The sequence below is a fragment of the Citricoccus parietis genome (assembly GCF_042433045.1).
Classification (GTDB): domain Bacteria; phylum Actinomycetota; class Actinomycetes; order Actinomycetales; family Micrococcaceae; genus Citricoccus; species Citricoccus parietis.
In genome coordinates this window covers 152066-176630 of record NZ_JBHLWH010000021.1, presented here as the reverse complement: position 1 = coordinate 176630, position 24565 = coordinate 152066, and the positions used below count along the sequence as shown (strand labels likewise).

Below are 24565 nucleotides of genomic sequence, written 5' to 3'. Positions count from 1 at the left end.
CCCAGGACACGCGGAGGGGTGGGCACCGAGGCGCAGGTCAGCGACGTCATCGAACTTCTCGAGGGGAAGTTCCCTGGTGGTGCACCAACCGATGAAGACGTGCGGCGGCAAGGTTTCCACTGGTCCCCGGCACAGTGGCGCAAGCGGTGGCCATCAGAACTGGCGCTGCCGGAGCAACTCCGTGACGAGGCACTGACGAGGCCCTACATCACCCGTCAGGACGTCTTCGATCGTGCAAGAAGGGTCGAGACGCCCTCCGATGCTGTCGAGCTATTCCTGCTCATGGCCGCGTGGGGCACCGGCACCAAAGCCCGCAGCATCGCCCGCGTCGCACTCGTCCTGCATCAGGACCGTGCTTTAGAGAAGCTTCTGTCCTCCCACCAAGCAGTCCTAGAAGGAGACGCGGTCGAGGCCTACCGCCGTTTGTACTCCCGGGACCATGACCGCATCAAACACTTCGGGCCCGCGTTCTTCACCAAGTGGATCTATTTCTGCTCCTACGACACCTGGGATTCTCGTCTTGCTCCTCCGCCGCTCATTCTGGACAAGCGGGTGGCCGAGTCGCTGGACTGGCCGACGCATGGATGGTCAGCGGACACATACGGTGAGTACCTCAACCTAGCGACCACCGTTCGTGACGCCTGGGCGCCGGGTGAGCCGACACACGTCATCGAGTACGCATTGTTCCAACCGCAGAAGATTGGTACGCCGATACGGGCCACTACCGACCGCTCTTCGCGAAGGACAACGACCCTGGAACGCGATGAGGACGGAGCCGCCCCTGAGGAAATCGAGTGGGCTTTGGCGTACAACGCGTACGAGCGGTTGGCGAAGAGCCCGAACGATCTGGGGCGTCTTTTGGAGCCGGCGCGGGACGGCTTCCTCACCACTGGCTGTGTGCCGGAGTGGTGTGGAGTCGATCTACTGCGGGGGTGGGCGTTCTACCTGGTGCGCGAAGACTACTTCTCCGGCGGTGGAACACTGGGACGCGAATGGCAGGCCGTCATGACCTCATTAATTAACCACCCTGCAGGACGCGGAGAAGACCTACCGCCCAGGGCCGGCCCTCACAGTGATTGAGAAGGTCGATCCATGGCGCTGTCCGGAACAATGACCACATGGAGACTAGGAGCGAACTTGCCGCTGTCGAGCATGGCGACGTATGGCTGATCAGCGGCGAGGATGCGACCGTCGCGTCAGTGCTAGACGAGATCGGGGTGATGAAGGACGGGTCCGGCGGCATCCTGACGGCATCGGTAGCCCATCGCGTCAGCCAGGCATGCGGACTAACCGCCCAACTCCAGGCGCACAGCGGGCGATGGGTGAAGCTCACGGAAGACAGCGCCGCCCGCCTGCGGCAGCTGGCCGCAACGAATAAGCCCAAGGACGGCGTGCTCAGCGGGGTGGTCCGGGGGAAACATGGACGCATCGACCAGCATGTCCGGTTCTCCATGCCCAACCGCGGCATGGTCAATCCCCTCGTGTTGTCCAACGTGGCCACCCTGGCGGCGTCGTTCGCTGCCCAGGCTGCTGCCGAGGAACTCCAGGACACCCTTCGGGGTATCGAGGAAAAGATCGACGCCCTTGCCGAGGACCGCCGCACCGAGCTGGTCGGAGCCACCCGCGGCGTGACCCAGGTCGTCGCCGAGGCATTCACGCTCTACCAACGCACCGGCGAACTCGGCTCCGCTTCCTGGGACAAGGTACAGTCCCTGCAGCCTGACGTCTTGTCCACGTGGCACCGCGGCTTAGAACGTATCCGCTCCGAAGCCTCTCGTGCCGCCGAGGCCCGCCTCACGGACCGAGACGACATCCTGGACACCCTGGCGAATCAGCTGCTGCCGCTCTGGTTGCCCGTACTAGGCCAATGCCTGGTGACCCTTTCCCGTTTCCGCGTACTGGAGCAGGCCCGCGTGGAGAGCGTGGAACCCCACCTGGCGGAACAACATCGTGCGCTGGTCGTCGAGCGAAACCACCAGTTGCTGGACGAGCTCCAAACGATCCTCGGTGAGGTCCTCACCCATGCGGCTACGGCTATTGACGTTCCCGACAGGCTTCGGGTGGCCCACCCGGTGCAGGTGTCCCGACTCCACGCAGCCGCCAACAACGTCCAGACCCAAATCCGTGACTTCGGCTCTCAGGTCAACTGGTTCGACGACCAGCTCGCCTCTTGGGAAAACAAGGGATGGGCGGCCTCCATCCGGGACCTCGCCCGGACCAGCAACGAATTGGCAAAAGGCGTTGCTGCCCGGTCCTTCGAAACCGCGCGAAAGATCCAATTACCGCGCCAATCCTTGAAGGGCATCACCAATCTGGGGCCGAAGGCCCTGGGGCGGGGTAAGTCTAGGAAGGATGACGCCGGCCGGACAGACCTAGAAACCTAAGGTGCGCTTGTCCGCATAGAACGAGTCTGCGTTCGGCCGCCTTACCGGAGGTGCCCAACCACAGGGTCGGGACGACACTGGCTCAACCTCCGGTTAGAGCACGGACCGGCCCCGGCGCCTCCCACCTGAAGCTCAGACCGGGTGTCATTTCCACGGGCTGCGTGCACCACCGCCCGAACGTCTCACCTTCTCCATGCCCCTGCCTGGCTCGATTAGCGGGGCCGACATCCCGCCCGCGGGTGTGTGCCAAAGCTCCGCCGATACGATGAGTGAATGAAGGGAAGCATGGTCGCTTTATACACGCTGTTCGCATCGGTGGATCGAGAGATCGTCATTCCCGTCTACCAGCGAAACTACGACTGGCAGCACAAGAACTGCGAACGGCTTCTCGCGGACCTCACCGCGGTGATCAAAGAGGACCGGCCCAAGCACTTCTTCGGTTCAGTCGTCGTCAATCCGGAAACGACCTGGAGCTTGGTTGTCATTGACGGCCAGCAACGCCTCACCACCATCAGCGTCCTTATCCTGGCGCTCATCCGACTGGTGGAGGACGGTTCACTCAAGACCGCCGACGATGACCTCGCCACGAAACTGCGCAAGTTCCTCCTCAAACAGGACCACCCCCACGAGCCGACTGTCCGCCTCAAGCCGGTCAAGGACGACGCCACGGCGTACGCCCGGCTCTTCGGAGCGGAGAAGGACTTTATTGCGTCGTCGAACATCACCTCGAACTACCGGTACTTCCTGAAAAACCTTCCCCTGCAGGGCCTCGACGCCGACCAGTTGTGGAAGGCGGTCTCCCGCTTGGAGATCATGCATCTCGACCTCGAGAAGCACGACGCACCCCAGCAAATCTTCGAATCCCTGAACTCCACCGGACTAGCGCTGTCGGAAGCTGACAAAGTACGCAACCTAGTCCTCATGGACCTGCACACGACCGAGCAGAATCACGTCTACGAGCACTACTGGAACCGGATCGAGAAGAACGTCGACCACGCCACCGACGAGTTTCTCCGCTGGTACCTGGTCACCAAAACCTCCACGACGCCGAAACTAGACGACGTCTACGAGGCCTTCAAGACGTTCGCCGCCAAGCAGGGCACCAAAGGCGCCGAGCTACTCGAGGATGTAAGAGACCACTCCGAGCACTACCGGGACATCCGGAACAGCACGGTCGGAACGACAATCATTGATCGCAGACTCCGACGGCTCAACATCCTGCGCGCCGACGTCGTCCTGCCGTTCCTCATGCCAGTCATCGCCGAACTACGAGTCGGGACCCTGACGCCCGAAGACGTCGCGGACGTCCTCAACATCCTGGAGTCCTACCTGTTCCGGCGGATCGTCTGCGATGTCCCCACCAACACCCTGAACAAGCTCTTCGCCGGGATGTACCGGGAAGTGCGCAACCTGCGTGGACCAGCGGATTCCTTCGCTGACGTCTTCGCCTACTCGCTGCTGCGCCGAGATGGCACAGCACGGTTTCCCGGCGACGAGGAGTTCCGCTCCGAGTTCGAGCACCGAAACATGTATCGCATAAATCGTGAGCGCCGCCTCTATCTCTTCGAATGTTTGGAGAACGGAAGCTCTAAGGACGCCCTCGACGTGGCCACCCGCCTGGCCGACGGCGAAATCAGCATCGAACACGTGATGCCGCAGTCGCTGAACGCAGCCTGGCGCGATGCACTGGGCGAGAGCGCGGAAGAGATCCATGGGGAATGGCTCCACCGCATCGCCAACCTCACGGTGACCGGGTACAACAGCACTTACTCCAACCTGCCATTCCCGGAGAAGAGGGACCACCCGGAAGGTTTCGCGGCCTCCCCCTACCGCCTCAATCACGGCATCCGGTCGAACTCCACCTGGGGCCTTACTGAGTTGAAGGCCCGCAGCACGCAACTCGCAATCTGGGCGCTGGATTACTGGGCATCACCAGCCACCACCTTCGAGCCTCCGAAGAAACAGCTTCCCGAGATGCCGCTCGGGGAGGAGACGGACTTCACGAACGCCCGAGCCGTGGCCTTCAACTTCAACGGAGTAGAACGAGCGGTCTCCAGTTGGCGCGACCTCACCTCACAGGTGATTCGACTGCTTGATGAGGTCAACCATGAGGCCCTCTTTGCCGCAGCCGAGAAGAGCACCTGGTTCACCGTCGGACAGGAGCTGCCGGACTCCCAGGTCGAAATCATGCCGGGCCTGTCCATGGACATGAACAACAACACATGGACGAAGACGCAGCAGCTTCGGGCCATGTTCAGCGCAGTCGGAGTCAGCCCAGATGAGCTCACACTGTACTTTCCTGCCGATGAGCCCCCGGAGGCCGCCGCACCCTCCCCCGCCGCGGCCGACGACGAAGCTTCCCATCCGTTCGCCGAACTAACGGCGTTCATCGATATCTTCGAAGAGCGTTCCGGCCAGCATCTCGCTCCAGCCGACAACGCCCAGCTGATCGAACAGTTCCTGACTGCCTTGACCCCTCACCAGCGTCCCGACTTCATGACACTGCTAGGCATGAACGCGCTCCAATTCAGCGCCAATGAAGAACGACTCGCCACGGCCACCACGGACCAGCTACTGGCACTCATCTCCGCGAAGGCAGTCGAACAGGAGTCATTCAATCCACTCGCCCTGCACTCGGCAATCATGGATGGCACCCTGCTCGATTGGCTGCGACGCTTGGACGCTCGTGCACTGTCCTTAGTCTGATGGCCGGCCCTGGACGCCCAACAGGGAATGACGGTGGAGTTAGACGTGTCGGCGGCCGCGTAGATAGGGTCGGTCGCCACCGAGCGTGCGCCGGTCGTAGCCGAGGTGCTCGTGGTGCTCGAGAATCTGTCTCCCCGCCCTCCGCTGCACGAATTCGACGAGGTCCCCCACCGCGGAACCGGAGACCCCGTTGATTTCCCGCGACCATACTGGTGCCATCACGCTTCGCCCTACTTCGCAATCCCGCGGCATTGATTCGCGATGAGCATCGTCGAGCCTCTTATGTCGGCCATTTATCGTGTCTCAATAAACGTTCCTTTGATGAGACGTGAAACCGGGACGCTGGACCGCTCTTGACGGTTGGCCGAACTCCCCCGGTTTCTCCAGAAATTCGCGGGTGCAGCAACCGCGTCATCTGGTCTCATTTGCCTGTCTCGTTCGCTGGTGTCTTGATGAGCTGGGAACTACCGAGTTGTTGAGACAAGCAACGGGTGCCAGGGGCTGGGGTATGCGCGTTACCGCCAGAAGGAGATGACCGCCACGCCGCAGCCGATGAGCGGTTGGCGATGCTCGCGCCTATAGGGACGTGCCCTCGAGCCGCACGGCCACGCCGCTGGTGTCACTTCGCCCGGTGGCTCGGTTCTCGACAAGATGGCGCCTCGAGCCTTGCTGTTGGACCGGACGAAGCGGCGCTCCGGACCGCCCCCGACGGTCGCCAGGGTGCGCGTTCGCCATGGAGGAAACGACGGACCGGAGGGTTTCCCGCGGAGGCAGAGAGACATATGGTCGAAGGACTTGATCGCCGACAGAAGGGAGTGCCCATGGGACTCGGAGACAAGATCAGCAACGCGACCGACAAGGCGGTCGGAGGTGCCAAGGACAAGCTTGGCGATGCCACCGACAACCCCGATCTGCAGGCAGAGGGCAAGGCCCAGAACACCGAGGGCCACGCCAAGCAGGCCGGCGAGAACGTCAAGGACGCTGCCAAGGACGCCAAGGGCGGCCTGATGTAGTCAGGCACACCCTCTGAACCAGCGGCTGCGGCCCCGGAACCCGTCATGGGTCCGGGGCTGCAGTGCATTCGGGGCGGTGGTGGGTCCGCCGCAGGCGCCAGCCCGCACGACCCGGCGATACGAGCTATGTCGAGACAGGAAGGTCGCGGATGCGCCGGTAGAGCGTGGCTCGGGACATGCCCATGTCCCGGGCCACCTGAGCCGCGGGCCGGCCGGCCTCGACCAGGTGGGCGGCGCTGCGGATCTGGGAGTCAGTGAAGGTCTGTCGCCGTCCGCCGAGGTCCTGGCCGGCGGCGCGGCGTTTGGCCACGGAGTCGGTGATGCGTTCGCGCTTGATCTCCAACTCCATCTGAGCAAGGGCGGCCATCACCGTGAAGACCATGGAGCCCATCGGGGTGTGAGTGTCGACGTCTCCCCCGCCCAGGTTCAGCACCCGCAACCCGGCGCCCCGCTCCCGGAGCGTCTCGGCGAAGGCGAGCATGTTCTGCGTGGACCGGCCCAACCGATCCAGGGTGGAGATCACCAGGGTGTCCCCCTCCTGGAGGGCAGTCACCGCCTTGTCGAACTTCGGCCGGGAGGCCCGGGCACCGGATACCCCGTGATCGACGTAGAGATCATCGCGGCGGACCCCGGCCGCCAAAAGGTCCTCGACCTGCCGGTCGGCATCCTGTCGCCGGGTGGAGACCCGCGCATATCCAATGAGCTTGCCCATAACCACCCCGAGTGTCTCGCAACCGACGTTGACTACACGATTCTAGCCACGAGGTTCCGATACATAGTTGCGAGAATCGCCGAGGGTCAGTAAAGGCCGGAAATCCGCACTCTGCTTTGCGCTCACGCAAACAGCCATGAGACGTCTTGTAACCCATGGATTGCGAGACAGGTCGAGCTGAAATTGACCCGGATTATCCAGGAAGCAGCGACCGGCTGGGACGGCTCCAAATCACTCATCTGCTGGGTGTTATCTCCTTGACGGCGGGCCCGCGTCACCTCCGGTATAGAAGCGGGTGCCTATGCTCGGCACATGCCCTGGACTCCACTTCATGCCGCGCTCGGCGAGAAATCTACCGAACTGACCTTCGAGATGTTCCAGCGAGCTGTCGCTCAGCGCATTGAGGAGACAGTGCAGCTGGATTGGAAGGGACAGATGCCACTGACCTCTGGAGCGCTTGCGGAGAAGCGTCGGGAATCGGAGCGTTATGAGCTGGCAAAGGACATCGCCGCGATGGCTAACACGGGTGGTGGCATGATCGCCTACGGGGTCAGTGAGACGAAAGTCGACGGTCGGACAGCAGCGGGTGGTCTCGTTGGGGTATCTGCTGTGAGTGAGGATGACAAGAAGCGCATTCACCAGCTCGCCTTCAGCATGGTCCACCCGCCGGTGAGTGGATTGGAGCTCAGGGAAATTCTGCCTGAAGGGCGAGCGGACGGCGGCGTCCTGGTACTGCTTGTGCCGGACAGTCAGGACGCACCTCATCTTGTGGTTCAGAAGGGCGACGGCGGGTTCTTCCACGCGCCTTGGCGAAGTGGAGCCGAGACCTTCTTTATGACGGAGCGCCAACTGGCCGAGGCGTACCGGCTGCGGCAGCAGATGAGGCACCAGGGTGAGACCCAAACCGGTGACCTATTCAGCCGGTTTCTTGAAGCCGTAGGAGCTACCCAAGACTCTGGGGATCCGATCTGGGTAGTGGGGGTCGCCCGTCCGCTAAGGCCTCTGGACGACGCTCAACGTGTCCCGCCAAGTGGAGTAGAGCGAGTCGTTTGGGCTGCACGAGAATATCCATGGATTAAAGATGAGATGAAGCCGCTGATTGAAGCGACAGAGGGCCCTGTTCGTCGCGGCTACAGGATGCACCATCTAACCCGTGAACGCACGGTCTCCCATCTCCTCGAGGGGGCATCGAGCAGGCGGATCGGGGCAAGGGTCGAAGTACACGGGGATGGGACCTTGGCTGTGGGGATCACGCGTGACGGGGTTCTGGGACGTGAGGTTGCTGACCCCGGTCATGTTCCATGGCGGGACCTGGAACTGGTCGGCTTGGATTTGCTGGCCATGATTCTGTCACTGCAGCAGGCAGGCGGACCGAAAACCGACTATGAAATGCAGATTGGGCTCTCACGCCATACGGAGGTTTTCAGGACGAAGGAGCCGGGCGATGACGCACGGTACGCTCCATTCCGGGAGGAGGAGCGTGTGCGGGGATTCCGGCCCATTCGCGGCCTAGTTGTCACGCAGCATGGTCGCCGAGAACTCATCGAAAGTGCGTGCGTTGTGATTGACGATGCGGTAAGTCAGACAGGTGCCACAATGACTCACACCCCTAGCTGGTTGGACAGCCAGTTGCATTTGGATGAGTGGTGAATACGGCAGCTACATCGAAGATCGAGGTCTGAATGAGCATTCAGATGGAGACAGTGTTGTTGACCTAGAGATTGGTCACCTGACGCCGTATATCGAGCATGCGAAACTGGGGGGCATGTCGTCCCTACCCCTTGATGACGGACGTGGGGTTTACCCGCTTAAAGGCAGACCCCGGTTGCCTTCCGACAGCGGTACTGCCCTGTTAAGGCACCTGATGCGGGCATTCCTCGAAGTGCACAAGGACATGCAGGTCACGATGTCTCGCAGACAAGGACGTATCAGCGAGACTGCATTCTCTGTTCAAGAGTTGCATTCACGCGACATGGACCTGCCCGCCAGTTTCGCACTGATCCCCTTGAAGGGTGATCAACTGGCGTTCGGCCTGATCGCTGAAGATGAGAGGCGAGCTGACGAAGGCCGCGAAATTTGGAACGGCCCCCTAGACAAGGCGCTGGAGCGTCTGGAGGCCATGCTGTCGTTCGAGTGGAGAGCGGTGATCGCTCCCGTTACGGACTACTCGCCGCCCGCCGCGCTCGACCACGAGTACTTGCTGGGCGGCCTACACCTTGTGCCCAATGGCCGTCCGTATGCGCGGCTCAAGCGGGCGATGCCCCGTGGGATGCTCCAAGGAGGGGAGGTTGAGCTGCTCCATCCTGTGATCGTCACTGGATCGGCCAATTCGCATGACTGGGGTACGGCTCGAGTCGATGCCGATGAACAAGTGGTGCGCTTGTGCACAGCTTTGACTGTTGCGACAGGCGAATACTGGGAAGTCCTGGAGTCTTCTCAAATGCGGGAGTATGCGGAGCCAATTCCAGCAGCTGAAATCGAGTTCTTGGACGGTGAGATCACACAGGACTGGGCTCCGCCGACCTTGCTGTCTGCCATGCCCATCGGCGACGAGGCGTATGTCCGCATAGCTGAGGACGATGCCTATGGGGCGCTGTGCTCGGCCCTGTACAACGCATGTGCGGTCGAGCACACGAGCCCGTCCTTGGCGCATGTGGCGTTCGTTGGCATCCTTGAGACGATCGGCGGTCAATGGGTGGAGCTCGACACCTGCAAGACATGCGGGTCCCAAAAGGGTTCGGCCAAGAGATTTCGGCGTGCCTTGAAGGAGGCGTTCCCTCACTGGAGCAACCGGGAGCGAAAGCCACTGGAGCAGCAGTATGAACAACGGTCGAAGACCGCCCATGAAGGCCGCCTGTTCGCGGGTGAAGATCGCCTCTCACGCGTCATGGACTTCTTCCAGTCAGATCCCACGGACGAGTTCAAGTTCCAAGGGGTGATGCCCATAAAGATGGCGGCTATCGAACTTCTCCGGGACCACGCGATGCCGCGATTCGAGATGGAATATCCACAAGAAGCGGGTGAAGCAGACGAACATCCCGCCTAACGTTCCAGGCTGCGGTCGACCCGACGCAACTGCTGGCATGATGCGATGGTGGAACAGTTGACGCCGCTCAGCTTCTTCGTTCAAGCGCGCTCGTGATACGCCGGAGATAGCCGACGATGACGAGCAGCATGCCCAGCAGCATGACGACGTTGACGAACCCCTCGGCCCCCAGGCCCGAGATGAAGCCGAAGACCGTGAGGGCGCCGCCGATGGCGATCATCGCGCTGTAGTTGGCAAACAATCCGCCCTGCTTTTCTTCCATGTCAGCAGGCTAACCGGCACGGCGAACTCACCGATCCCAGTCCTGGGGGACTCGATCACGGCTGGTCGTTGACTGCTCGATGTCATCCTCCACGGGCCAGCGTGCAGTCGCAACCGGCTCGAGGTTGATCCAGTTGTCGGACAGCCCTGACACCAGCGCATCGTGGCGGGCCTCGGGACCCTCCGGTCGGTTCTCTTGGGTGGGGTGGAGGGCAGCGTGAGCGGCGTGGTGGTAGCGGGCGGTGTTGTCCTTCTCGGTGGGGGCTTTACCCAAGGAGGTCTCGGCGTCGTCCTGCCCGGACACGGCCCGCCACACGAGCACGTCGGCGGCCGCCGCGCGACGGGTTGTCGGGTCGGGGTGGTGTTGGGTGAGCTCGTCGTACCAGGCGGGCGGGTCGGCCTCGATCCGGTCCAGCCTTCCGTCGAGCTCCCGGTGAATCCGTGCCACGAGGTCGGCGGTGACCTCTCGCTGGCTCTCCGGCTGGCGCTGCGGAATGGAGAGCGGCGCGTCCTCGGTGCGTGGGGTGCAGCGGGCCAGGATCTCCGGCATGGCATCCTCGGCCTCGGCGTTGCCGTAGTGGTGGATGGCGGGGTCGGCCTTGACCAGTTGGGGCCAGGTGGCGGCATCGGTCAGCCGGGCCACGGTCTCGGGGTCATCGCCGTAGTTGTCCAGTATCCACTGGTGGGTCCGGGCGGAGCGGGCGGCCCAGTTCAGGTAGTCGAGTTCGTGCACCATCCGGCCCAGGTCGTTGGACCAGGCCCGTTGTTGGTCGCGGACCTCGTGGGCGGTGTGCTCGGCGGACTCGCGCTTCAGGACGCCCTCGAGGACGGTCACCGGACGCTCGGCCGGTGGGGTCTCGGTGAGTAGCCCCCACTCGTCCGGGGAATGTGCCTCGTGATCGACGCCGAAGTCGACGTAGGCGTGGTTCGCCTGCCGGCCGCGGGTCATCGCCACGTAGAACAGTTCCCGGGACAGTCCGGCCTTGGCCACGGCGTGGGCCGAATCCACGGTGACGCCCTGGGAGCGGTGCGCGGTGGTGGCGTAGCCGAGTTCCGTGGAGGAGGCCAGGTAGTCCGGGTCCAGGGTCACCGCTCCCCCGGTGTTCTCGTTGCGGGCCATGGCGGAGCCGTCGGGGTTGATCCCGGTCAAGGTCAGTCGGGTGCCGTTGGCGATGAACGCCCCGGTCTCATCGCGCAGGGACCTGTCGTTGCGGCGGGCCAGCACCAGGTCCCCGGCCCCGGCGGTGGCCTCCCCGCGCAGGATGACGGCCTGTGCGACGTCCACGTCACCACTGGCCACCAGGTCGGCTTGGGCGCGGGTGTTCAGCTCGGCCACGGTGGCGTTGTCCGAGGCGATCAGGATCGTAGACAGCCCGGCTCGCTTGTCCGCCAGCCATGCCGAGTACGCAGAGTCGGCCGCGTCCTCCCCCGGGGCCCCGTGGATCCGGCCATTCGCGGCGTACTCGCTGAGCACGTCCGGGTCGCCGGTGCGCAAGCGCAAGGAGGCCTCCCGTTCCCACTCGTTCCGGAACCTCCACACCATGTCCAGGCGTTCGGGGTCGGCCTTGCGGTCCATCCACCCGAGGAACCCGCCGGCGTCCACGGCCTCCAGCTGGGCCGGGTCCCCCACCAGCAGCACCTTGGCTCCGGCGGCCTCGGCCTGCCGGGCCAGTTCGCCCAGTTGGGCGGTGGAGACCATGGACGCCTCGTCCACGATCAGCAACTGGTTCTCGGCCAGGGTGTAGCGGGCCTGGGCGGCGTGCTGTTCGGCCAGCTTCGCCCCCAGGCGTTCGATGCTTGCGGCGGTGCGGTTACTGGGGCGCTGGGCCTGGAGCTGGTGCAACCGGGCGGTGAGTTGTTGCACGCGCTGGGCGCGGCGGGCCGCCCCGTCCCCCACGGATTCGTAGAGCCACTTGGTGGTGTTCTCGGTGGCCACCCCGAGTTCGTCCCCGAGGACCCCGGCGGCCACCGCCGAGGGGGCTAAACCGACTACGGAGGACTCCCCGTGGGTGTCGGACCACAGCTGGGCGACGGCGGCCATGGTGGTGGTCTTGCCGGTCCCGGCCGGACCGATGATCGCCTGCACCGCACGGGGGGAGGACAGGACAGCCGCAGTGGCTCGGGCCTGATCCTCGCTCAGCAGGTGACCGGCAGCGGTGGCCACCTGCGTGACCTGTTCGGTGACGGTGTCCGGGGACAGGCGGGGTCCGACTGCGGTGGTGGCGCGTCCGATGAGGTAGGCCTCGTCGTCGATGACTTGCCGGGCGGTCCACAGTCCGGCCTTGCGCTGGTGGTCGAACACCGAGTGGCCGTGGTGGGCCACGGCAGGGTCCTCGGTGTCCGGGGCGATGGAGCGGCTGGGGGTCAACTGCACGGCCAGGGCCAGGGCTGTGTCCACGAGCCGGTCAGTGGCCGCGTGCCGGTCGGCCGCGGTGCGGTAGCGCACCACGCGGGTGATGCGTTCGGCCGATGCGGTCACGTTGGCGCGGGTGAACGTGGCCCGCCGGGTGGCCGCGTCGGCCAGTATCCAGGTGGCCAACTGGCCAACGACCTGGTCGGTGAGCTGGTCGGGGGTGATGGTGGTGTCCGCGTGGCCGACGGCGTTGGCCACCACGGTGGCCGGGTCGTGGCCGGTGGCCAGAGATCTTTCGCGCCAGCCGACCATCTTCTCCGCCAGGGACAACGACTGGTCCTGTTTCGGGGTGCGGGTTTCCAGGGTGGCCTGCTGGCGCAGTTGCAACACGATCGCCGCTGGGGGTTGGCGGTCATGGGTGGCCACCCACGCGGCCACCAGTTCGTCCTTACGGGCCTCGATGTCCCGGGAGCGGGTGGAGAACTCGGTGATCAGGCTGTCCGGGACCCCGGCCAACTCGACCCGGTGGCTGGTGGTGTCCGGGCTCTGTCCTCCCGGCCCGGACATGTCCTCGGCCGTGGCCGCCGCGACTGCGTCGGCTAGCTGTTGGCCGTCCTCGGAGCGGGATTCCGGTAGGGCGCCGATCTGCAGGTGGAGTCGGTCGAACAGCAACGAGTTGTAGGTCTCGGAGATGGCCACCACATGCCGGTGCAGGGTGTAGGAATCCAGGGTGGCCCACTGGCCGTCCAGTACCCGTTGGACTCGGTTGGAGATGACGGTGTGGGTGTGCAACTGGGGGTCCCCGGCGCGGGAGTCCCAGTGGTCGAATTGGCTGGCCACCAGCCCAGTCACCGGCACGTGCGCGACCCCGCCGTGGCCGGCCCTTGATTGGAGGACGTTTGTCTCGACCCAGGCCAGGGTCTCGTTCATCGCCTGCTGGTGGGCCTGCTGGATCTGGCCCTGCAACGAAGGTCCGGCCACGGCCCACAGGGCGGACACGGACTTTGGCACCGAGAAGGTCAGGTCGAACCCGGCCACCGCCTCCCGGGTGGCCTTGGCCGCCCGTCCGGCCGGGGTCTGCGCCTCCGCCGGGGTGATCTGGCTGGCCATCGGTGCCCGGCCCAGCAGTTGACCGGTCTCCGGGTCGCGGGCCTGTTCATAGAGCATGACCGCATCCACCCGGGTGACCTTTTGTCCGGGGGACAGGGAGGTCCCGGCCAGACCGGCCCCGACCCAGCGGCCGGCCGGGGCCTTGGCCTCGGTGTAGTAGCCGGTCAGGTTCTGGCGTCCGTGATGATGCTCGTCGCCGGTGGCCACGGAATCCAGGTAGTAAGCGATGGACATCTTCGAGATCGAAACGGTCACGGGACAACCCCCGCCGTGGCCGACTGCCCGGTGGCCGGTCCGGCCGCTGGTCGGGTCACGGGGGCCCGGCCCCGGTGGCCGGACGGGGTGGCCACGGCCTGCCGGAACCTTGTCCAGGTGGCCAGGATGTCCTTGTCCACGGCCGCGGCCGATTGGCCGCCGGTGGCCTTGTAGAGCCGCTTGCACAGAGTGTCCCACTGCCGGACGACACCTTGAAGTTGCTGGCGCTCGGTCGCGGCCAGCTCGGCGGACTCGGACAACTCCTGATACTGCGCGACCAGCTGGGCGTATCGGTCCTGCACGCTGGCCAACTGGTCACGCAGGCAGGTCACCTCAACCGTTGTCACCCGGGCTTCGGACGTTGCCGACCAGTTCCGGCGCAGCACGGACAGTTCCCCACTGACCGTAGCCAGCTGGTCGCGGACAGCGGCGGTCCGATTGGCCTGACCGGCGATGGCCTTAGCTGACGACCGACGTTCGGCGGCCAACTTGACCCGCAGCTCGGCCATTTGAAGGTCACGGGCCCGGAGCCGGCTACGGCTTTGAGCCAGTGCCGTCTCGGCTTCGACCAGCTGAGCGGACACGACGGCCAACCGGTCCCGGACAGCTAGTCGCGTACTCGCAGCCGTGGCCGAACGGTTCCGGAGTCGGACCCCGGCTTTCTGGCATGCGCCATCACAGAACCGCTTGTTCCTCCGACTGCCCTCCGGCAGCCGCTCTCCGCAGCTCTCGCACCGCCGGCTGTCCGTCTCGGCGGGCCGGCCATGGGCTTGGCGTCGGCAGTCCTCATCGCAGTAACGGCGGTTTGCCCGGGCGCCCGCGGGCAACGGTCGAGTGCAGTACTGGCACCTGCGCACTTGCGTTTCCATGCCGTCAGTTCGCAGCGAGAGCGCACTTGCGTATGTCAGATTCCCGGACACAATGTCCGAGAGTGCACCTTGGTGCCAGACGTGTGATGGACAATTTCCTGTTCTGGGCGTCTACGCGGAACTCCTGTTGGACTAGTGGATCAGCGGCCCGAGCGGGGCATAGATCGTCGGCATAACATGGTGGACTTGGCCCGGGGGCAATCGGGCAGGATCGGTCTGGAGTTCGCAGTGAAGGCTTGCGGAGATACTAAGATTTCGTGGCCGCAGATCCCCGGGTCGCTGCGGTGATCTCGGACAATGGGAGACAGCCGTCATCCCTTCAAAGGTCCGACGATGACGCCGCAAAGCCTGTCCACGTGTGTGTCACAAAGCGGCCCATCATCGGACAGACCACCGGACGGTTCATACGGGAACTCACGCGAGGCCTGATCCCGTTCGTGCACGTCAGCAATGATGCTGCCCGGTGATGGTTGCGGTACCGGCTCATCATCAGAACCGCTGTCAACGTCACGATGATAACGAGCACAAGGACGAATGGCGCGACCACCGCAAGCGTGTACAGAGCGTATGCCTTGGGATCGAGCAGCGGACCCGGGCACTATCCCGGCTCGATCGCTACACATCAACTCAAGGCGAGCCCCTTGACACGTGGTTCCTGGGGGGCGTTTGCTGTCTAGCGATGGGGCCGGCGTCGGAGAGGCCTTGCCAGAAAGACATCGAGCAACACAATCGGATCGGAGTAGACATGAAAGCAGTGGTGTACGAGGGACCCCGTCAGGTCAGCACGAAGGACGTCCCGGACGCGAAGATCGAGCGACCCACCGATGTCCTGGTCAGGGTAACGACGACGAACATCTGCGGCTCGGACCTGCACATGTACGAGGGGCGGACCTCCTTCGAAGTAGGCCGGACGTTCGGTCACGAGAACATGGGGGAGGTCATCGAAGTCGGTAGTGGCGTGGAGAAGGTCAGGGTCGGAGACCGGGTTGTGCTCCCGTTCAACATCTCGTGCGGATTCTGTAAGAACTGCGAACGCGGCCTGACCAACTACTGCCTCACCACCCAGCCTGACCCGTCTGCCGCCGGAGCGGCCTACGGATTTGCAGACATGGGCCCCTACGGCGGCGGCCAGGCCGAGCTGCTCCGGGTGCCCTTCGGCGACCACAACGCACTGCGCCTGGGCGAGGACGCCGAGGAGAAGGAGAACGACTACGTCATGCTCTCCGACATCTTCCCCACCGGCTACCACGCCACCGAGATGGCCGGCGTGATCCCGGGCGACAGCGTCGTGATCGCCGGGGCCGGACCGGTCGGGCTGATGGCCGCCCTGTCCGCGACGATCAAGGGCGCCGCGAAGGTCATGGTGGTCGATCGCCACCCCGACCGGCTCGCGCTGGCCGAGCAGATCGGAGCGATCGCCATCGACGACTCCAAGACCGACCCCGTGCAGGCCGTGCTGGACGAGACCATGGGGCTCGGAGCCGACCGTGGCTGCGAATGCGTGGGCTACCAGGCCCACGATCCCCAGGGCAACGAAGACACCGCCGCCACGCTGAACATGCTCATCAACTCGGTCCGCTTCACCGGAGGAATCGGCACCGTTGGCGTGTTCGTCCCCCAGGACCCGGGGGCCAAGGGCGAATTGGCCAAGCAGGGCAAGGCAGCCATCGACTTCGGCACCCACTGGTTCAAGGGACAGACCATGGGCAACGGTCAAGCCCCGGTCAAGAAGTACAACCGCCAGCTGCGAGACTTGATCGCGGCCGGCAAGGCGACCCCTTCCTGGATCGTCTCCCATGAAATCTCGCTGGACCAAGCCGCCGACGCCTACAAGAACTTCGACTCCAGGTCCAAGGGTTGGACCAAGGTCCTCATCAAGCCCGGCATGTCAAACGGAAAGGAGGCAAACTGATATGGCAGCAGATCTTCAGGGCAAGAGGGTCGCGATCCTCGCCGCCGACGGAGTCGAACGCGTTGAGCTCGAGCAACCCCGCGAAGTACTGGACCGCGCGGGCGCTCAGACCGAGGTCCTCTCGATCCACGACGGCGAGATCAAGGCCCGTAAGAACGACCTGGATGAAGCGGGCACGTTCACCGTCGACGGGCTGGTCGCCGACGCCTCGGTGGGCGACTACGACGCCCTGCTGCTTCCCGGCGGCACGGTGAACCCCGACCAGCTCCGGGTCGACAAGGACGCCGTTTCCTTCGTCCGCGACTTCGTCGAGAGCGGCAAGCCAGTGGCGGCGATCTGTCACGGGCCGTGGACGTTGATCGAGGCTGGCGTGACCGCCGGCCGCACCCTGACGTCGTTCCCGAGCATTCGCACCGACCTGCGCAACGCCGGCGCCGACGTCGTCGACCAGGACGTGGTGGTCGACAAGAATCTCATCACCAGCCGCTCGCCGGAGGACCTGCCGGCGTTCTCCGAGGCGATAGTGTCCCAACTCGCGGGCACCCCGACAAAAGAAGAGGAGAAGTCATGAGTGTGACCAAGGGATTGCTGGTCAGGTTTGACGCGTTGCCCGGGAAGGAGGACGACGTGAAGGAGTTCCTTGACAGCGGCCGTGCGCTCGTTGAGGACGAGCAGGCGACCACCGCGTGGTTCGCGATCCGCCTCGGGCCGACCTCGTTCGGGATCTTCGACGTGTTCCCCGATGACGCCGGACGTGACGCCCACCTGTCCGGCCCTGTTGCGGTGGCTCTCGGCGAGCAGACCGGCGCGTTGTTCTCCGAACCGACGATCGAGAAGCTCGACGTACTGGGCTCCAAACTCCCCGCCTGACACCACAGACCGGGAGTACTGGCCCAGAGAGGAGGGGTCGCTGCGCGCGGTGACTTCGGGCTTACACAGCCCGCTGACGTCGTGGCAGCGGCCCCTTCTCTTGCGGTCTATCGCTCATCACCAACAGATCGAGGAACCGCGATGACAGGTACTGACGACGGCGTTGCCACGACGCGTTCACCCGAGGTAGCAGTGATCGGGGGCGGGATCGTCGGTCTGTCGACGGCGTACGCGCTGCGGGAGCAGGGCGTGCCGGTGCGCTTGTACGAGGCTGGTCTGCCCGGGACGGGTCAGTCCGCAGGCGAGGCGCGGATCTTCCGGCATGCCCACGACGACCCGCGACTCGTCGCTTTCGCGCGCGAAAGCCGGGGCGTATGGGATGAGTGGGCCGAACACTTCGACGTCGAGCTGGTCTCCTCAGACGGTGTCCTGGCGATCGGAGACAGCGCCCTGGCGCGGCTGCGGGTGCTCGACCAGGTCGGCGGCGTGGAAGTGCGCGAGATCGACGCGGCCGAGGTCGCCCAGCGGATGCCCCTGCTCGCTGGGTACTCGGGGCCAGCGGTGCTCGACGAGTCGGGCGGCGCGATCCGCACTCGCGCCGCGATCACGGCACTCACGGGTGCCCTCGCAGATGCGGTCACCACCGGTGAGGTCATCTCCATCGATCCCCGCGCCGACGGGACGGTCGAGGTGCGCAGCGTCACCGACCGGGCTGTCTACTCCAAGGTGGTCGTGTGCGCCGGCCGCGAAACCGCCCGCCTGGCACGCAGCGTCGGCCTGTCGCTGCCGGTTCGCCTTGCCGCACACGTCCGGCTGACCTTCGACGTGAAAGCCGCCGCCCCGGCACGAGTTGCGTGCTTGCAGGACAGCAGCGGCGTCTTCGGCGAAGTCGGCGTCTACGCGACGCCGCTACCGGGCAACAGCAGCTATTCGGTCGGACTCAGCGAAACCGTCGGCGTCCGCGACGACGGAACGTTCATCGACCCTGCGGCGATTCGATCGCTGGACGAACGCGCACGCGAATACGTGACACGGGCGCTGCCCGGTCTCCACCCAGAGCCGCGCGACTTCCTTCACTGCTGGGTGACCGACCTCCCATGGAGCGAGGACGGCGTGGCCGTGTGGGAGGCAGACTCTGTCATTTTTGTGGCCGGTCACAATCTGTTCAAGCAGGCACCTGCGCTGGGTCGCGCTCTTGCCCGGGCTGCGACCGGCGGCGGTCTCGCCGCCGACCTCACGCCCGCCGCTCGCCTCGGCGAAGCCCTGCGATAGTTCGCCTGACCCCAGAACGGACGCACTCAATGGGTAAACGTCTCCTCGTCGAGGACAACGGCAGCCCGCCCTGGGTCAACCCAAAAGTTGCGGCTGGACAACAGTCACAGGCTCAACCACCTTGTCATGGGGTGTCTTCATCGTGAGGATCGGTACGCGGAGGTGCCGCAGCGGGATCCCCTTACGAGGCAGGGTAGAAATTTACGCGCTGGCGTTTCGTCCTGGCGACGCCTGTCAGTTTCGGAAGTCGACGGCAGCATCAGGAGCCGGCTGCACGACATGCCAGGGGCGGTGCTGACACCGCCCACAAGGAGATTCTCTTTTGGACGGATAGGTCCGCCCGCTGCTTTGGAGACCTGCTGCTGTGGTGGGCCAAAGACCCTCGGATGCCCGTGCCTCCGCTGGGCTTGCAGGAAGTTTTCGACGGCACCCTGTCGACACGGCTTCCCCGGATGCGCGGTGGTTCAGGTCAGGTGCAGCGTGGTGAGGCAGGTGGGTCCGTCGGGTCCGGAGTCGAAGGGCGTGCTGGCGGTGGTGCCCTCGGCGGTGATGGTGACGGTGCCGGTGAGGTCCCGGGGGATCCAGACCCCGGTGAAGCCGTTGGCGTAGGTGGTGGTGTCCTCGTCGACGAGGATCTGACCGGTATCGGTGGTCACGGTGAGGTGAGTGGGGGCATCGACGAGCTCACCTTGGCAGCCGCCGAGGTTGTGGTAGTAGCACTCGTGGGTCTGGGTTCGGTAGGGCGCCGCGGAGAGGTAGAACCGCCCGCCGGTGAGGGGCACGGTGACCTGCTCGGCGTCGTCGGCGAGGACCACCTGGTCGTAACCGACGGAACCGGTCAGGGCCAGGGGGCGCTGCTGGGGCACCCGGTCCAGGGCGGTGACGGCGTCCTCGGCGGTGGCCGCCTGGATGCCATGAGCGGACAGCAGCTGACGGGCCTTCTCATCGAGGGCGTCCGCGGTCCCGGCGGTGCCGGCCGTGTCGGGTGCCGTCGAGGTCGGGGGCTGGGCCTGGGGGGCGCAGGCGATCAGGGTGCTGGTGCCGAGCAGGGCCAGGCCGCCGGTGAGCAGGGTTCTGCGGGTCAGGGTGGTCACGGGGTCCTTTCCGCCTCGCGGCTCATCGCGAGGACCAACCCTCCATTCTGCCCCGATCGGCCGGGGTGGCCGAGGCGGAGTGTTTGAAGGTTTCGCGAAGATTGCCCCGACCCGGGCCTGCCTCGGGGTCTGGACTGGTTGGGCGGGGAGAGACTGGTGGCATGGAACCTGGGAGTGGTCCTGCCCATGAGGCGGGGCGGGTACTGGTGGTGGATGACGAGAAGCCCCTGGCCGGGATGGTCGCCACCTACCTGGCCCGTGCCGGCTATGACGCGACGGTGGCCCACACCGGCCCTGAGGCGCTGGAGGCCGTCCGCGCCGGGGCCCCGGATGTGGTGGTGCTGGATCTGGGGCTGCCGGGACTGGACGGGGTCGAGGTGTGCCGGCGGCTGCAGCAGTTCTCGGACTGCTATGTGCTGATGCTCACCGCCCGCGGGGACGAGGAGGACAAGCTGGCCGGGCTGGCCGCCGGCGCCGATGACTACATCACCAAACCCTTCAGCGTGCGCGAGCTGATCGCCCGGGTGGCCGCGGTGCTGCGCCGGCCGCGCACCTCCGTGCACCCCGGACCGGCCCGGGTGTTCGGGGAGCTGACGGTGGATGTGGCCGCCCACCAGGTCCGGGTGGGCGGGGATCCGGTCGGGCTGACGCGCACCGAGTTCGAGTTGCTGGCGGCCCTGTCCGCCCGGCCGCACCAGGTACTGACCCGCCGGCAGTTGATCGACACCGTCTGGGACCCGGCCTGGGTCGGGGACGAGCGGTTAGTGGACGTGCACATCGGGCACCTGCGCCGCAAGCTCGATGAGGACCCGGGACGCTATATCGACACCGTTCGCGGGGTTGGCTACCGGATGGTGGCCCGGTGAGCCGGGGCCACGGACCCGGCCTGGCCCGTCGCTTCTTGGCCGCCCAGTTGCTGGTGGTCGCGGTCAGCCTGCTGGCCGCGGTGGTCGTGGCGGTAGTCGCCGGACCACCGATCTTCCACACCCACCTGGTGATGGCCGGACGCGCTGAGGGTTCGGCGGAGCTGGTGCACGCCGAACAGGCCTACCGGGAGGCCAACCTCATCGTGTTGGGCGTGGCCCTGGGCACCGCCCTGGTGTGTGCGTTGCTGGTCAGCGCGTGGTGTTCGCGGCGCATCCGCCGACCGCTGGACCGGTTGAGCACCGCGGCGCTGGGCATGGCCTCCGGCCGCTACGGCACCCGGGTCCCGCCCCTGGGCGCCGGGGCAGAGGTCGAGGCGGTGGCTGGGGCGTTCAACACCATGGCCACCCGGCTGGAGCGCACCGAGGACACCCGCCGGCGGATGCTCTCAGACCTGGCCCACGAACTGCGCACCCCGGTCTCGGTGCTCACCGTCTACCTCGACGCCCTCCAAGACGGGGTCGCCACCTGGGATCAGGACACCGGGGAGCTGATGGCCGGACAGTTACGGCGGCTGGGCCGGCTGGTCGAGGACATCCACGACGTCTCCCGCGCCCAGGAAGGCCGCATGATCCTGGACCGCGCCGAGCTGGCCGTGGACGAGCTGTTCGCCGAAGCCACCGAGGCCCACCGCGAGGCCTTCGCCGCCAAGGGCGTCGGCCTGAGGATCGAGGTTGCCGACGTTGGCACCGCGGAAGTGGACCGGCAACGAATCGGTCAGGTGCTGGGCAACCTGCTGACCAACGCGCTGCGCCACACCCCGCCCGGTGGCACCGTCACCCTGCGCGCCACCGCACACCGGCCCGGGCGCCTGGCCCTGACGGTCACCGACACCGGCGAGGGCATCGCCGGCGAGCACCTGCCGCAGATCTTCGAACGCTTCTACCGCGGCGACACCGCCCGCGACCGCGACCACGGCGGCTCCGGGATCGGCCTGGCCATCGCCCGCGCCCTGGTCGAGGCCCACGGCGGCACCCTCACCGCCGCCTCCGACGGCCCCGGCCGCGGCGCGACCTTCACCGCCGACCTCCCGCGCCACCACCGCCCACTGACTGGCACCCCCGGCGGCGCCACCACGCCCTTGCCAGATACCCCCCAGGGGTATATACCCTAGGGGGCGTATACAGAGCCGGCAATCCCCGCCGGCGCCCACGAGTTTCGAGGAGCACCCCATGCAGGACACGACCCGCACCCCGCTGCCGATGGCCACCACCGGTTGCGCCTGCTGCGCCCCCGCCGCCGAGTCCACTGCCACCACCACGGTGCAGGCACCCGGCGTGACCGGGGCGCCCGCCCCTGCCGGCATCTCCACATACCCGGTGGAGGGCATGACCTGTGGGCACTGCGTCACCTCGGTCACCGAGGAACTCTCCGCCCTGGACGGGGTCGCCACGGTGGACGTGGACCTGGTGCCCGGCGGGGTCTCCACCGTCACCGTGACCGGCCCGGTGGCCCCCGCGGCCGTGCGTGCGGCCATCGAGGAGGCCGGTTACACACCGGCCTCCTGACTCCCCTGAATACCTGGCCCCGCGAGAGGGGCCCCCGCGGAAGGACCAACATGAGCACCCCCGACCACGGCCACGGCCACGGCCAACACGATCACCCTGCGGATGCCGACACGCATGGGCAGGCCATGCCGCAGGGCCATGCCCACTCGGCGCTGGACGAGGATCACCAGGTCCACGACCACGGCAAGCACGCCGGGCATTCCACCGCGATGTTCAAGAACCGGTTCTGGGTCTCGCTGGTGCTGTCGATCCCGGTGGTGTTCTTCAGCCACATGGTCGGGCAGCTGCTGGGCTACCACGTCCCGCAGTTCGTCGGCTCGGCGTGGATCGCCCCGGTGCTGGGCACCGTGATCTATTTCTACGGCGGTGCCCCGTTCCTGAAGGGCGGGCTGACCGAGTTGCGCGCCCGCCAGCCCGGGATGATGCTGCTGATCGCGATGGCCATCACGGTGGCCTTCCTCGCCTCCTGGGTCACCTCCCTGGGCATCGGGGACCTGATGCTTGACTTCTGGTGGGAGCTGGCCCTGCTGGTGGTCATCATGCTGCTGGGCCACTGGATGGAGATGCGCGCCCTGGGCGCGGCGTCCTCCGCCCTGGACGCCCTGGCCGAGCTGCTACCGGAGGAGGCCGAGAAGATCCCCGACGACGGCGACGTCCCCGTGACCGTGTCGATCGGTGAGCTGGCGGTCGGGGACACCGTGTTGGTCCGCTCCGGGGCCCGGGTGCCCGCCGACGGCACCCTTGTCCAGGGCACGGCCGAGTTCGACGAGTCGATGATCACCGGTGAATCCCGGGCCGTGACCCGCACCGTCGGGGAGCGAGTGGTGGCCGGGACCGTGGCCACCGACAACACCGTGCGGGTGCGCATCGAGGCCGTTGGTGCCGACACCGCCCTGGCCGGGATCCAGCGGATGGTCGCCGACGCCCAGGACTCCTCCTCCCGCGCCCAGGCCTTGGCGGACCGGGCCGCGGCGTTGCTGTTCTGGTTCGCCCTGGGCGCGGCGGTCATCACCGCGATCGTGTGGACCGTGATCGGCCAGCCCACCGATGCGGTCACCCGCACCGTCACCGTGCTGGTGATCGCCTGCCCGCACGCCCTGGGCCTGGCCATCCCGCTGGTGATCGCGCTCTCCACCGAGCGCGCCGCCAAGGCCGGGTTGCTGATCAAGGACCGGATGGCCCTGGAGAGGATGCGCACCATCGACGTGGTCCTGTTCGACAAGACCGGCACCCTGACCGAGGGTGCCCACGCCGTCACCGGTGTCGCCGCGGCGCCCGGCATTTCCGAGGCCGAGCTGTTGGCCTACGCTGCCGCGGCCGAGGCCGACAGCGAGCACCCGGTTGCCCGGGCCATCGTCACGGCCGCCACGCACCATGCCGAGGCCATCCGACTGGGCCTGCGCGGCACCGGGTTTCAGGCCGCCACTGGGCGCGGGGTCAAGGCCACCGTGGCCGGGGCCGAGGTCCTGGTCGGTGGGCCGAACATGCTGCGCGAGCTCGCCCTGGACACCCCCGAGGCCCTCACTGTCGACATCCGGTCCTGGACGGACCGCGGGGCCGGGGTGCTGCACGTGGTGAAGGACCGCACCGTCATCGGCGCGATCGCCGTCGAGGACCAGGTCCGCCCCGAGTCTCGGGCCGCCGTCGCCGCGTTGCACGCCCGGGGGGTGAAGGTCGCGATGATCACCGGCGATGCCCGCCAGGTCGCCGAGGCCGTGGCGCGGGATCTGGGTATCGACGAGGTGTTCGCCGAGGTGTTGCCCCAGGACAAGGACACTAAGGTCACCGAGCTGCAGTCCAGGGGATTGAGCGTGGCCATGGTCGGGGACGGCGTCAACGACGCCCCGGCCCTGGCCCGCGCCGAGGTCGGCATCGCCATCGGCGCCGGCACCGACGTAGCCATGGAGTCCGCCGGGGTGGTGCTGGCCGGTAACGACCCCCGGGCCGTGCTGTCCATGATCGAACTGTCCCACGCCAGTTACCGCAAGATGGTCCAGAACCTGGTGTGGGCCACCGGCTACAACGTGATCTCCGTGCCGCTGGCCGCCGGGGTGCTCGCCCCGATCGGGTTCGTTCTCTCCCCCGCGGTCGGCGCGATCCTGATGTCTGCCTCCACCATCGTGGTGGCCCTGAACGCCCAGCTGCTGCGCCGGATCGACCTGGACCCGGCCCGTCTGGCCCCTCCCTCCACGGGGGACCGGCGCCCGGCCGGGCAGCCCGCGGCCGTCCCCGCCCGCTGACACCGAGTTCCCCGACCCCAACCCACGAAGAAAGGC

Annotated in this window: 19 protein-coding genes; 14 read left to right on the top strand and 5 right to left on the bottom strand. The window is 66.2% G+C overall.

The annotated features are described in order from the left end of the window. The first annotated feature begins 18 nt into the window (after positions 1–18). From ACFFIO_RS07895 to ACFFIO_RS07880, 4 genes are all read left to right on the top strand, one after another. Positions 19–1080, top strand: coding sequence for an 8-oxoguanine DNA glycosylase OGG fold protein (locus ACFFIO_RS07895; protein WP_378041036.1), 1062 nt, complete (start codon positions 19–21; stop codon positions 1078–1080). Between the two features lie 38 nt (positions 1081–1118). Further along, positions 1119–2384, top strand: coding sequence for a hypothetical protein (locus tag ACFFIO_RS07890; protein WP_378041035.1), 1266 nt, complete (start codon positions 1119–1121; stop codon positions 2382–2384). 273 nt (positions 2385–2657) lie between these two features. Beyond that, on the top strand, positions 2658–5090 hold the full coding sequence (locus ACFFIO_RS07885) for a GmrSD restriction endonuclease domain-containing protein (protein ID WP_378041034.1): 2433 nt from the start codon (positions 2658–2660) through the stop codon (positions 5088–5090). An 821-nt stretch (positions 5091–5911) separates the two neighbouring features. After that, positions 5912–6103, top strand: a complete 192-nt coding sequence (locus tag ACFFIO_RS07880; protein WP_378041033.1) for a CsbD family protein — start codon at positions 5912–5914, stop codon at positions 6101–6103. Positions 6104–6227: 124 nt separating this feature from the next. Here the strand turns inward: ACFFIO_RS07880 and ACFFIO_RS07875 are convergent, their stop codons facing one another. Continuing rightward, positions 6228–6815: a recombinase family protein gene (locus ACFFIO_RS07875; protein ID WP_378041032.1), complete on the bottom strand. Its 588-nt coding sequence runs from the start codon at positions 6813–6815 to the stop codon at positions 6228–6230. A gap of 312 nt (positions 6816–7127) precedes the next feature. Between ACFFIO_RS07875 and ACFFIO_RS07870 the strand changes: the two genes are divergently transcribed. Both ACFFIO_RS07870 and ACFFIO_RS07865 read left to right on the top strand, forming a co-directional pair. Next, the gene (locus ACFFIO_RS07870; RefSeq protein WP_378041031.1) at positions 7128–8465 is read left to right on the top strand and encodes an AlbA family DNA-binding domain-containing protein; all 1338 of its coding nucleotides are present in this window, start codon (positions 7128–7130) and stop codon (positions 8463–8465) included. After that, positions 8455–9861: a hypothetical protein gene (locus ACFFIO_RS07865; protein WP_378041030.1), complete on the top strand. Its 1407-nt coding sequence runs from the start codon at positions 8455–8457 to the stop codon at positions 9859–9861. The genes ACFFIO_RS07870 and ACFFIO_RS07865 overlap by 11 nt, the downstream gene beginning before the upstream one ends. A gap of 67 nt (positions 9862–9928) precedes the next feature. Here the strand turns inward: ACFFIO_RS07865 and ACFFIO_RS07860 are convergent, their stop codons facing one another. Genes ACFFIO_RS07860 through ACFFIO_RS07850 form a run of 3 tightly spaced genes read right to left on the bottom strand, consistent with a single transcriptional unit; the run spans position 9929 to position 14424 of the window. Next, positions 9929–10123, bottom strand: a complete 195-nt coding sequence (locus ACFFIO_RS07860) for a hypothetical protein (RefSeq protein ID WP_378041029.1) — start codon at positions 10121–10123, stop codon at positions 9929–9931. Positions 10124–10150: 27 nt separating this feature from the next. Then, positions 10151–13840, bottom strand: a complete 3690-nt coding sequence (gene mobF / locus ACFFIO_RS07855; RefSeq protein WP_378041028.1) for a MobF family relaxase — start codon at positions 13838–13840, stop codon at positions 10151–10153. Next, entirely contained in the window at positions 13837–14424 is a 588-nt protein-coding gene (locus tag ACFFIO_RS07850) for a hypothetical protein (protein WP_378041027.1), read from the bottom strand. The genes mobF and ACFFIO_RS07850 overlap by 4 nt, the downstream gene beginning before the upstream one ends. A 1030-nt stretch (positions 14425–15454) precedes the next feature. Here ACFFIO_RS07850 and ACFFIO_RS07845 point away from each other — a divergent pair. The 4 genes from ACFFIO_RS07845 to ACFFIO_RS07830 all read left to right on the top strand — a co-directional run bounded on the left by ACFFIO_RS07845 (position 15455) and on the right by ACFFIO_RS07830 (position 18763). Next, positions 15455–16621 carry a glutathione-independent formaldehyde dehydrogenase gene (locus ACFFIO_RS07845; protein WP_378041026.1) on the top strand — a complete coding sequence of 389 codons (1167 nt, stop codon included), beginning with the start codon at positions 15455–15457 and terminating at the stop codon, positions 16619–16621. 1 nt (position 16622) lies between these two features. Continuing rightward, complete coding sequence (locus ACFFIO_RS07840; protein WP_378041025.1) at positions 16623–17192, top strand: type 1 glutamine amidotransferase domain-containing protein; 570 nt, start codon at positions 16623–16625, stop codon at positions 17190–17192. After that, positions 17189–17491, top strand: a complete 303-nt coding sequence (locus ACFFIO_RS07835; RefSeq protein WP_188803796.1) for a putative quinol monooxygenase — start codon at positions 17189–17191, stop codon at positions 17489–17491. Before ACFFIO_RS07840 ends, ACFFIO_RS07835 begins: the two co-directional genes overlap by 4 nt. A 141-nt stretch (positions 17492–17632) precedes the next feature. Continuing rightward, on the top strand, positions 17633–18763 hold the full coding sequence (locus ACFFIO_RS07830) for an NAD(P)/FAD-dependent oxidoreductase (protein WP_378041024.1): 1131 nt from the start codon (positions 17633–17635) through the stop codon (positions 18761–18763). A gap of 464 nt (positions 18764–19227) precedes the next feature. Here ACFFIO_RS07830 and ACFFIO_RS07825 read toward each other — a convergent pair whose 3' ends face one another. After that, on the bottom strand, positions 19228–19857 hold the full coding sequence (locus ACFFIO_RS07825; protein WP_378041023.1) for a CueP family metal-binding protein: 630 nt from the start codon (positions 19855–19857) through the stop codon (positions 19228–19230). Between the two features lie 161 nt (positions 19858–20018). Here ACFFIO_RS07825 and ACFFIO_RS07820 point away from each other — a divergent pair, with 161 nt between their 5' ends. The 4 genes from ACFFIO_RS07820 to ACFFIO_RS07805 are packed head-to-tail and all read left to right on the top strand — an operon-like array spanning position 20019 to position 24529. Continuing rightward, positions 20019–20723, top strand: coding sequence for a response regulator transcription factor (locus ACFFIO_RS07820; protein WP_378041022.1), 705 nt, complete (start codon positions 20019–20021; stop codon positions 20721–20723). Beyond that, positions 20720–21895 (top strand): HAMP domain-containing sensor histidine kinase, encoded by a 1176-nt coding sequence (locus ACFFIO_RS07815; protein WP_378041021.1) that lies wholly within the window; start codon positions 20720–20722, stop codon positions 21893–21895. Before ACFFIO_RS07820 ends, ACFFIO_RS07815 begins: the two co-directional genes overlap by 4 nt. 58 nt (positions 21896–21953) lie before the next feature. Further along, positions 21954–22289, top strand: a complete 336-nt coding sequence (locus ACFFIO_RS07810) for a heavy-metal-associated domain-containing protein (RefSeq protein ID WP_378041020.1) — start codon at positions 21954–21956, stop codon at positions 22287–22289. Positions 22290–22339: 50 nt separating this feature from the next. Continuing rightward, positions 22340–24529, top strand: coding sequence for a copper-translocating P-type ATPase (locus tag ACFFIO_RS07805; RefSeq protein ID WP_378041019.1), 2190 nt, complete (start codon positions 22340–22342; stop codon positions 24527–24529). Positions 24530–24565: the final 36 nt, after the last annotated feature.

What these genes read in the sequence shown, in the direction of transcription:
- ACFFIO_RS07890 (WP_378041035.1), top strand. Translation starts at nt 1,119, where the DNA reads ATGGAGACTAGGAGCGAACTTGCCGCTGTCGAGCATGGCGACGTATGG.
- ACFFIO_RS07885 (WP_378041034.1), top strand. Translation starts at nt 2,658, where the DNA reads ATGAAGGGAAGCATGGTCGCTTTATACACGCTGTTCGCATCGGTGGAT.
- ACFFIO_RS07880 (WP_378041033.1), top strand. Translation starts at nt 5,912, where the DNA reads ATGGGACTCGGAGACAAGATCAGCAACGCGACCGACAAGGCGGTCGGA.
- ACFFIO_RS07875 (WP_378041032.1), bottom strand. Translation starts at nt 6,815, where the DNA reads ATGGGCAAGCTCATTGGATATGCGCGGGTCTCCACCCGGCGACAGGAT.
- ACFFIO_RS07870 (WP_378041031.1), top strand. Translation starts at nt 7,128, where the DNA reads ATGCCCTGGACTCCACTTCATGCCGCGCTCGGCGAGAAATCTACCGAA.
- ACFFIO_RS07865 (WP_378041030.1), top strand. Translation starts at nt 8,455, where the DNA reads ATGAGTGGTGAATACGGCAGCTACATCGAAGATCGAGGTCTGAATGAG.
- ACFFIO_RS07860 (WP_378041029.1), bottom strand. Translation starts at nt 10,123, where the DNA reads ATGGAAGAAAAGCAGGGCGGATTGTTTGCCAACTACAGCGCGATGATC.
- ACFFIO_RS07845 (WP_378041026.1), top strand. Translation starts at nt 15,455, where the DNA reads ATGAAAGCAGTGGTGTACGAGGGACCCCGTCAGGTCAGCACGAAGGAC.
- ACFFIO_RS07840 (WP_378041025.1), top strand. Translation starts at nt 16,623, where the DNA reads ATGGCAGCAGATCTTCAGGGCAAGAGGGTCGCGATCCTCGCCGCCGAC.
- ACFFIO_RS07835 (WP_188803796.1), top strand. Translation starts at nt 17,189, where the DNA reads ATGAGTGTGACCAAGGGATTGCTGGTCAGGTTTGACGCGTTGCCCGGG.
- ACFFIO_RS07830 (WP_378041024.1), top strand. Translation starts at nt 17,633, where the DNA reads ATGACAGGTACTGACGACGGCGTTGCCACGACGCGTTCACCCGAGGTA.
- ACFFIO_RS07820 (WP_378041022.1), top strand. Translation starts at nt 20,019, where the DNA reads ATGGAACCTGGGAGTGGTCCTGCCCATGAGGCGGGGCGGGTACTGGTG.
- ACFFIO_RS07810 (WP_378041020.1), top strand. Translation starts at nt 21,954, where the DNA reads ATGCAGGACACGACCCGCACCCCGCTGCCGATGGCCACCACCGGTTGC.
- ACFFIO_RS07805 (WP_378041019.1), top strand. Translation starts at nt 22,340, where the DNA reads ATGAGCACCCCCGACCACGGCCACGGCCACGGCCAACACGATCACCCT.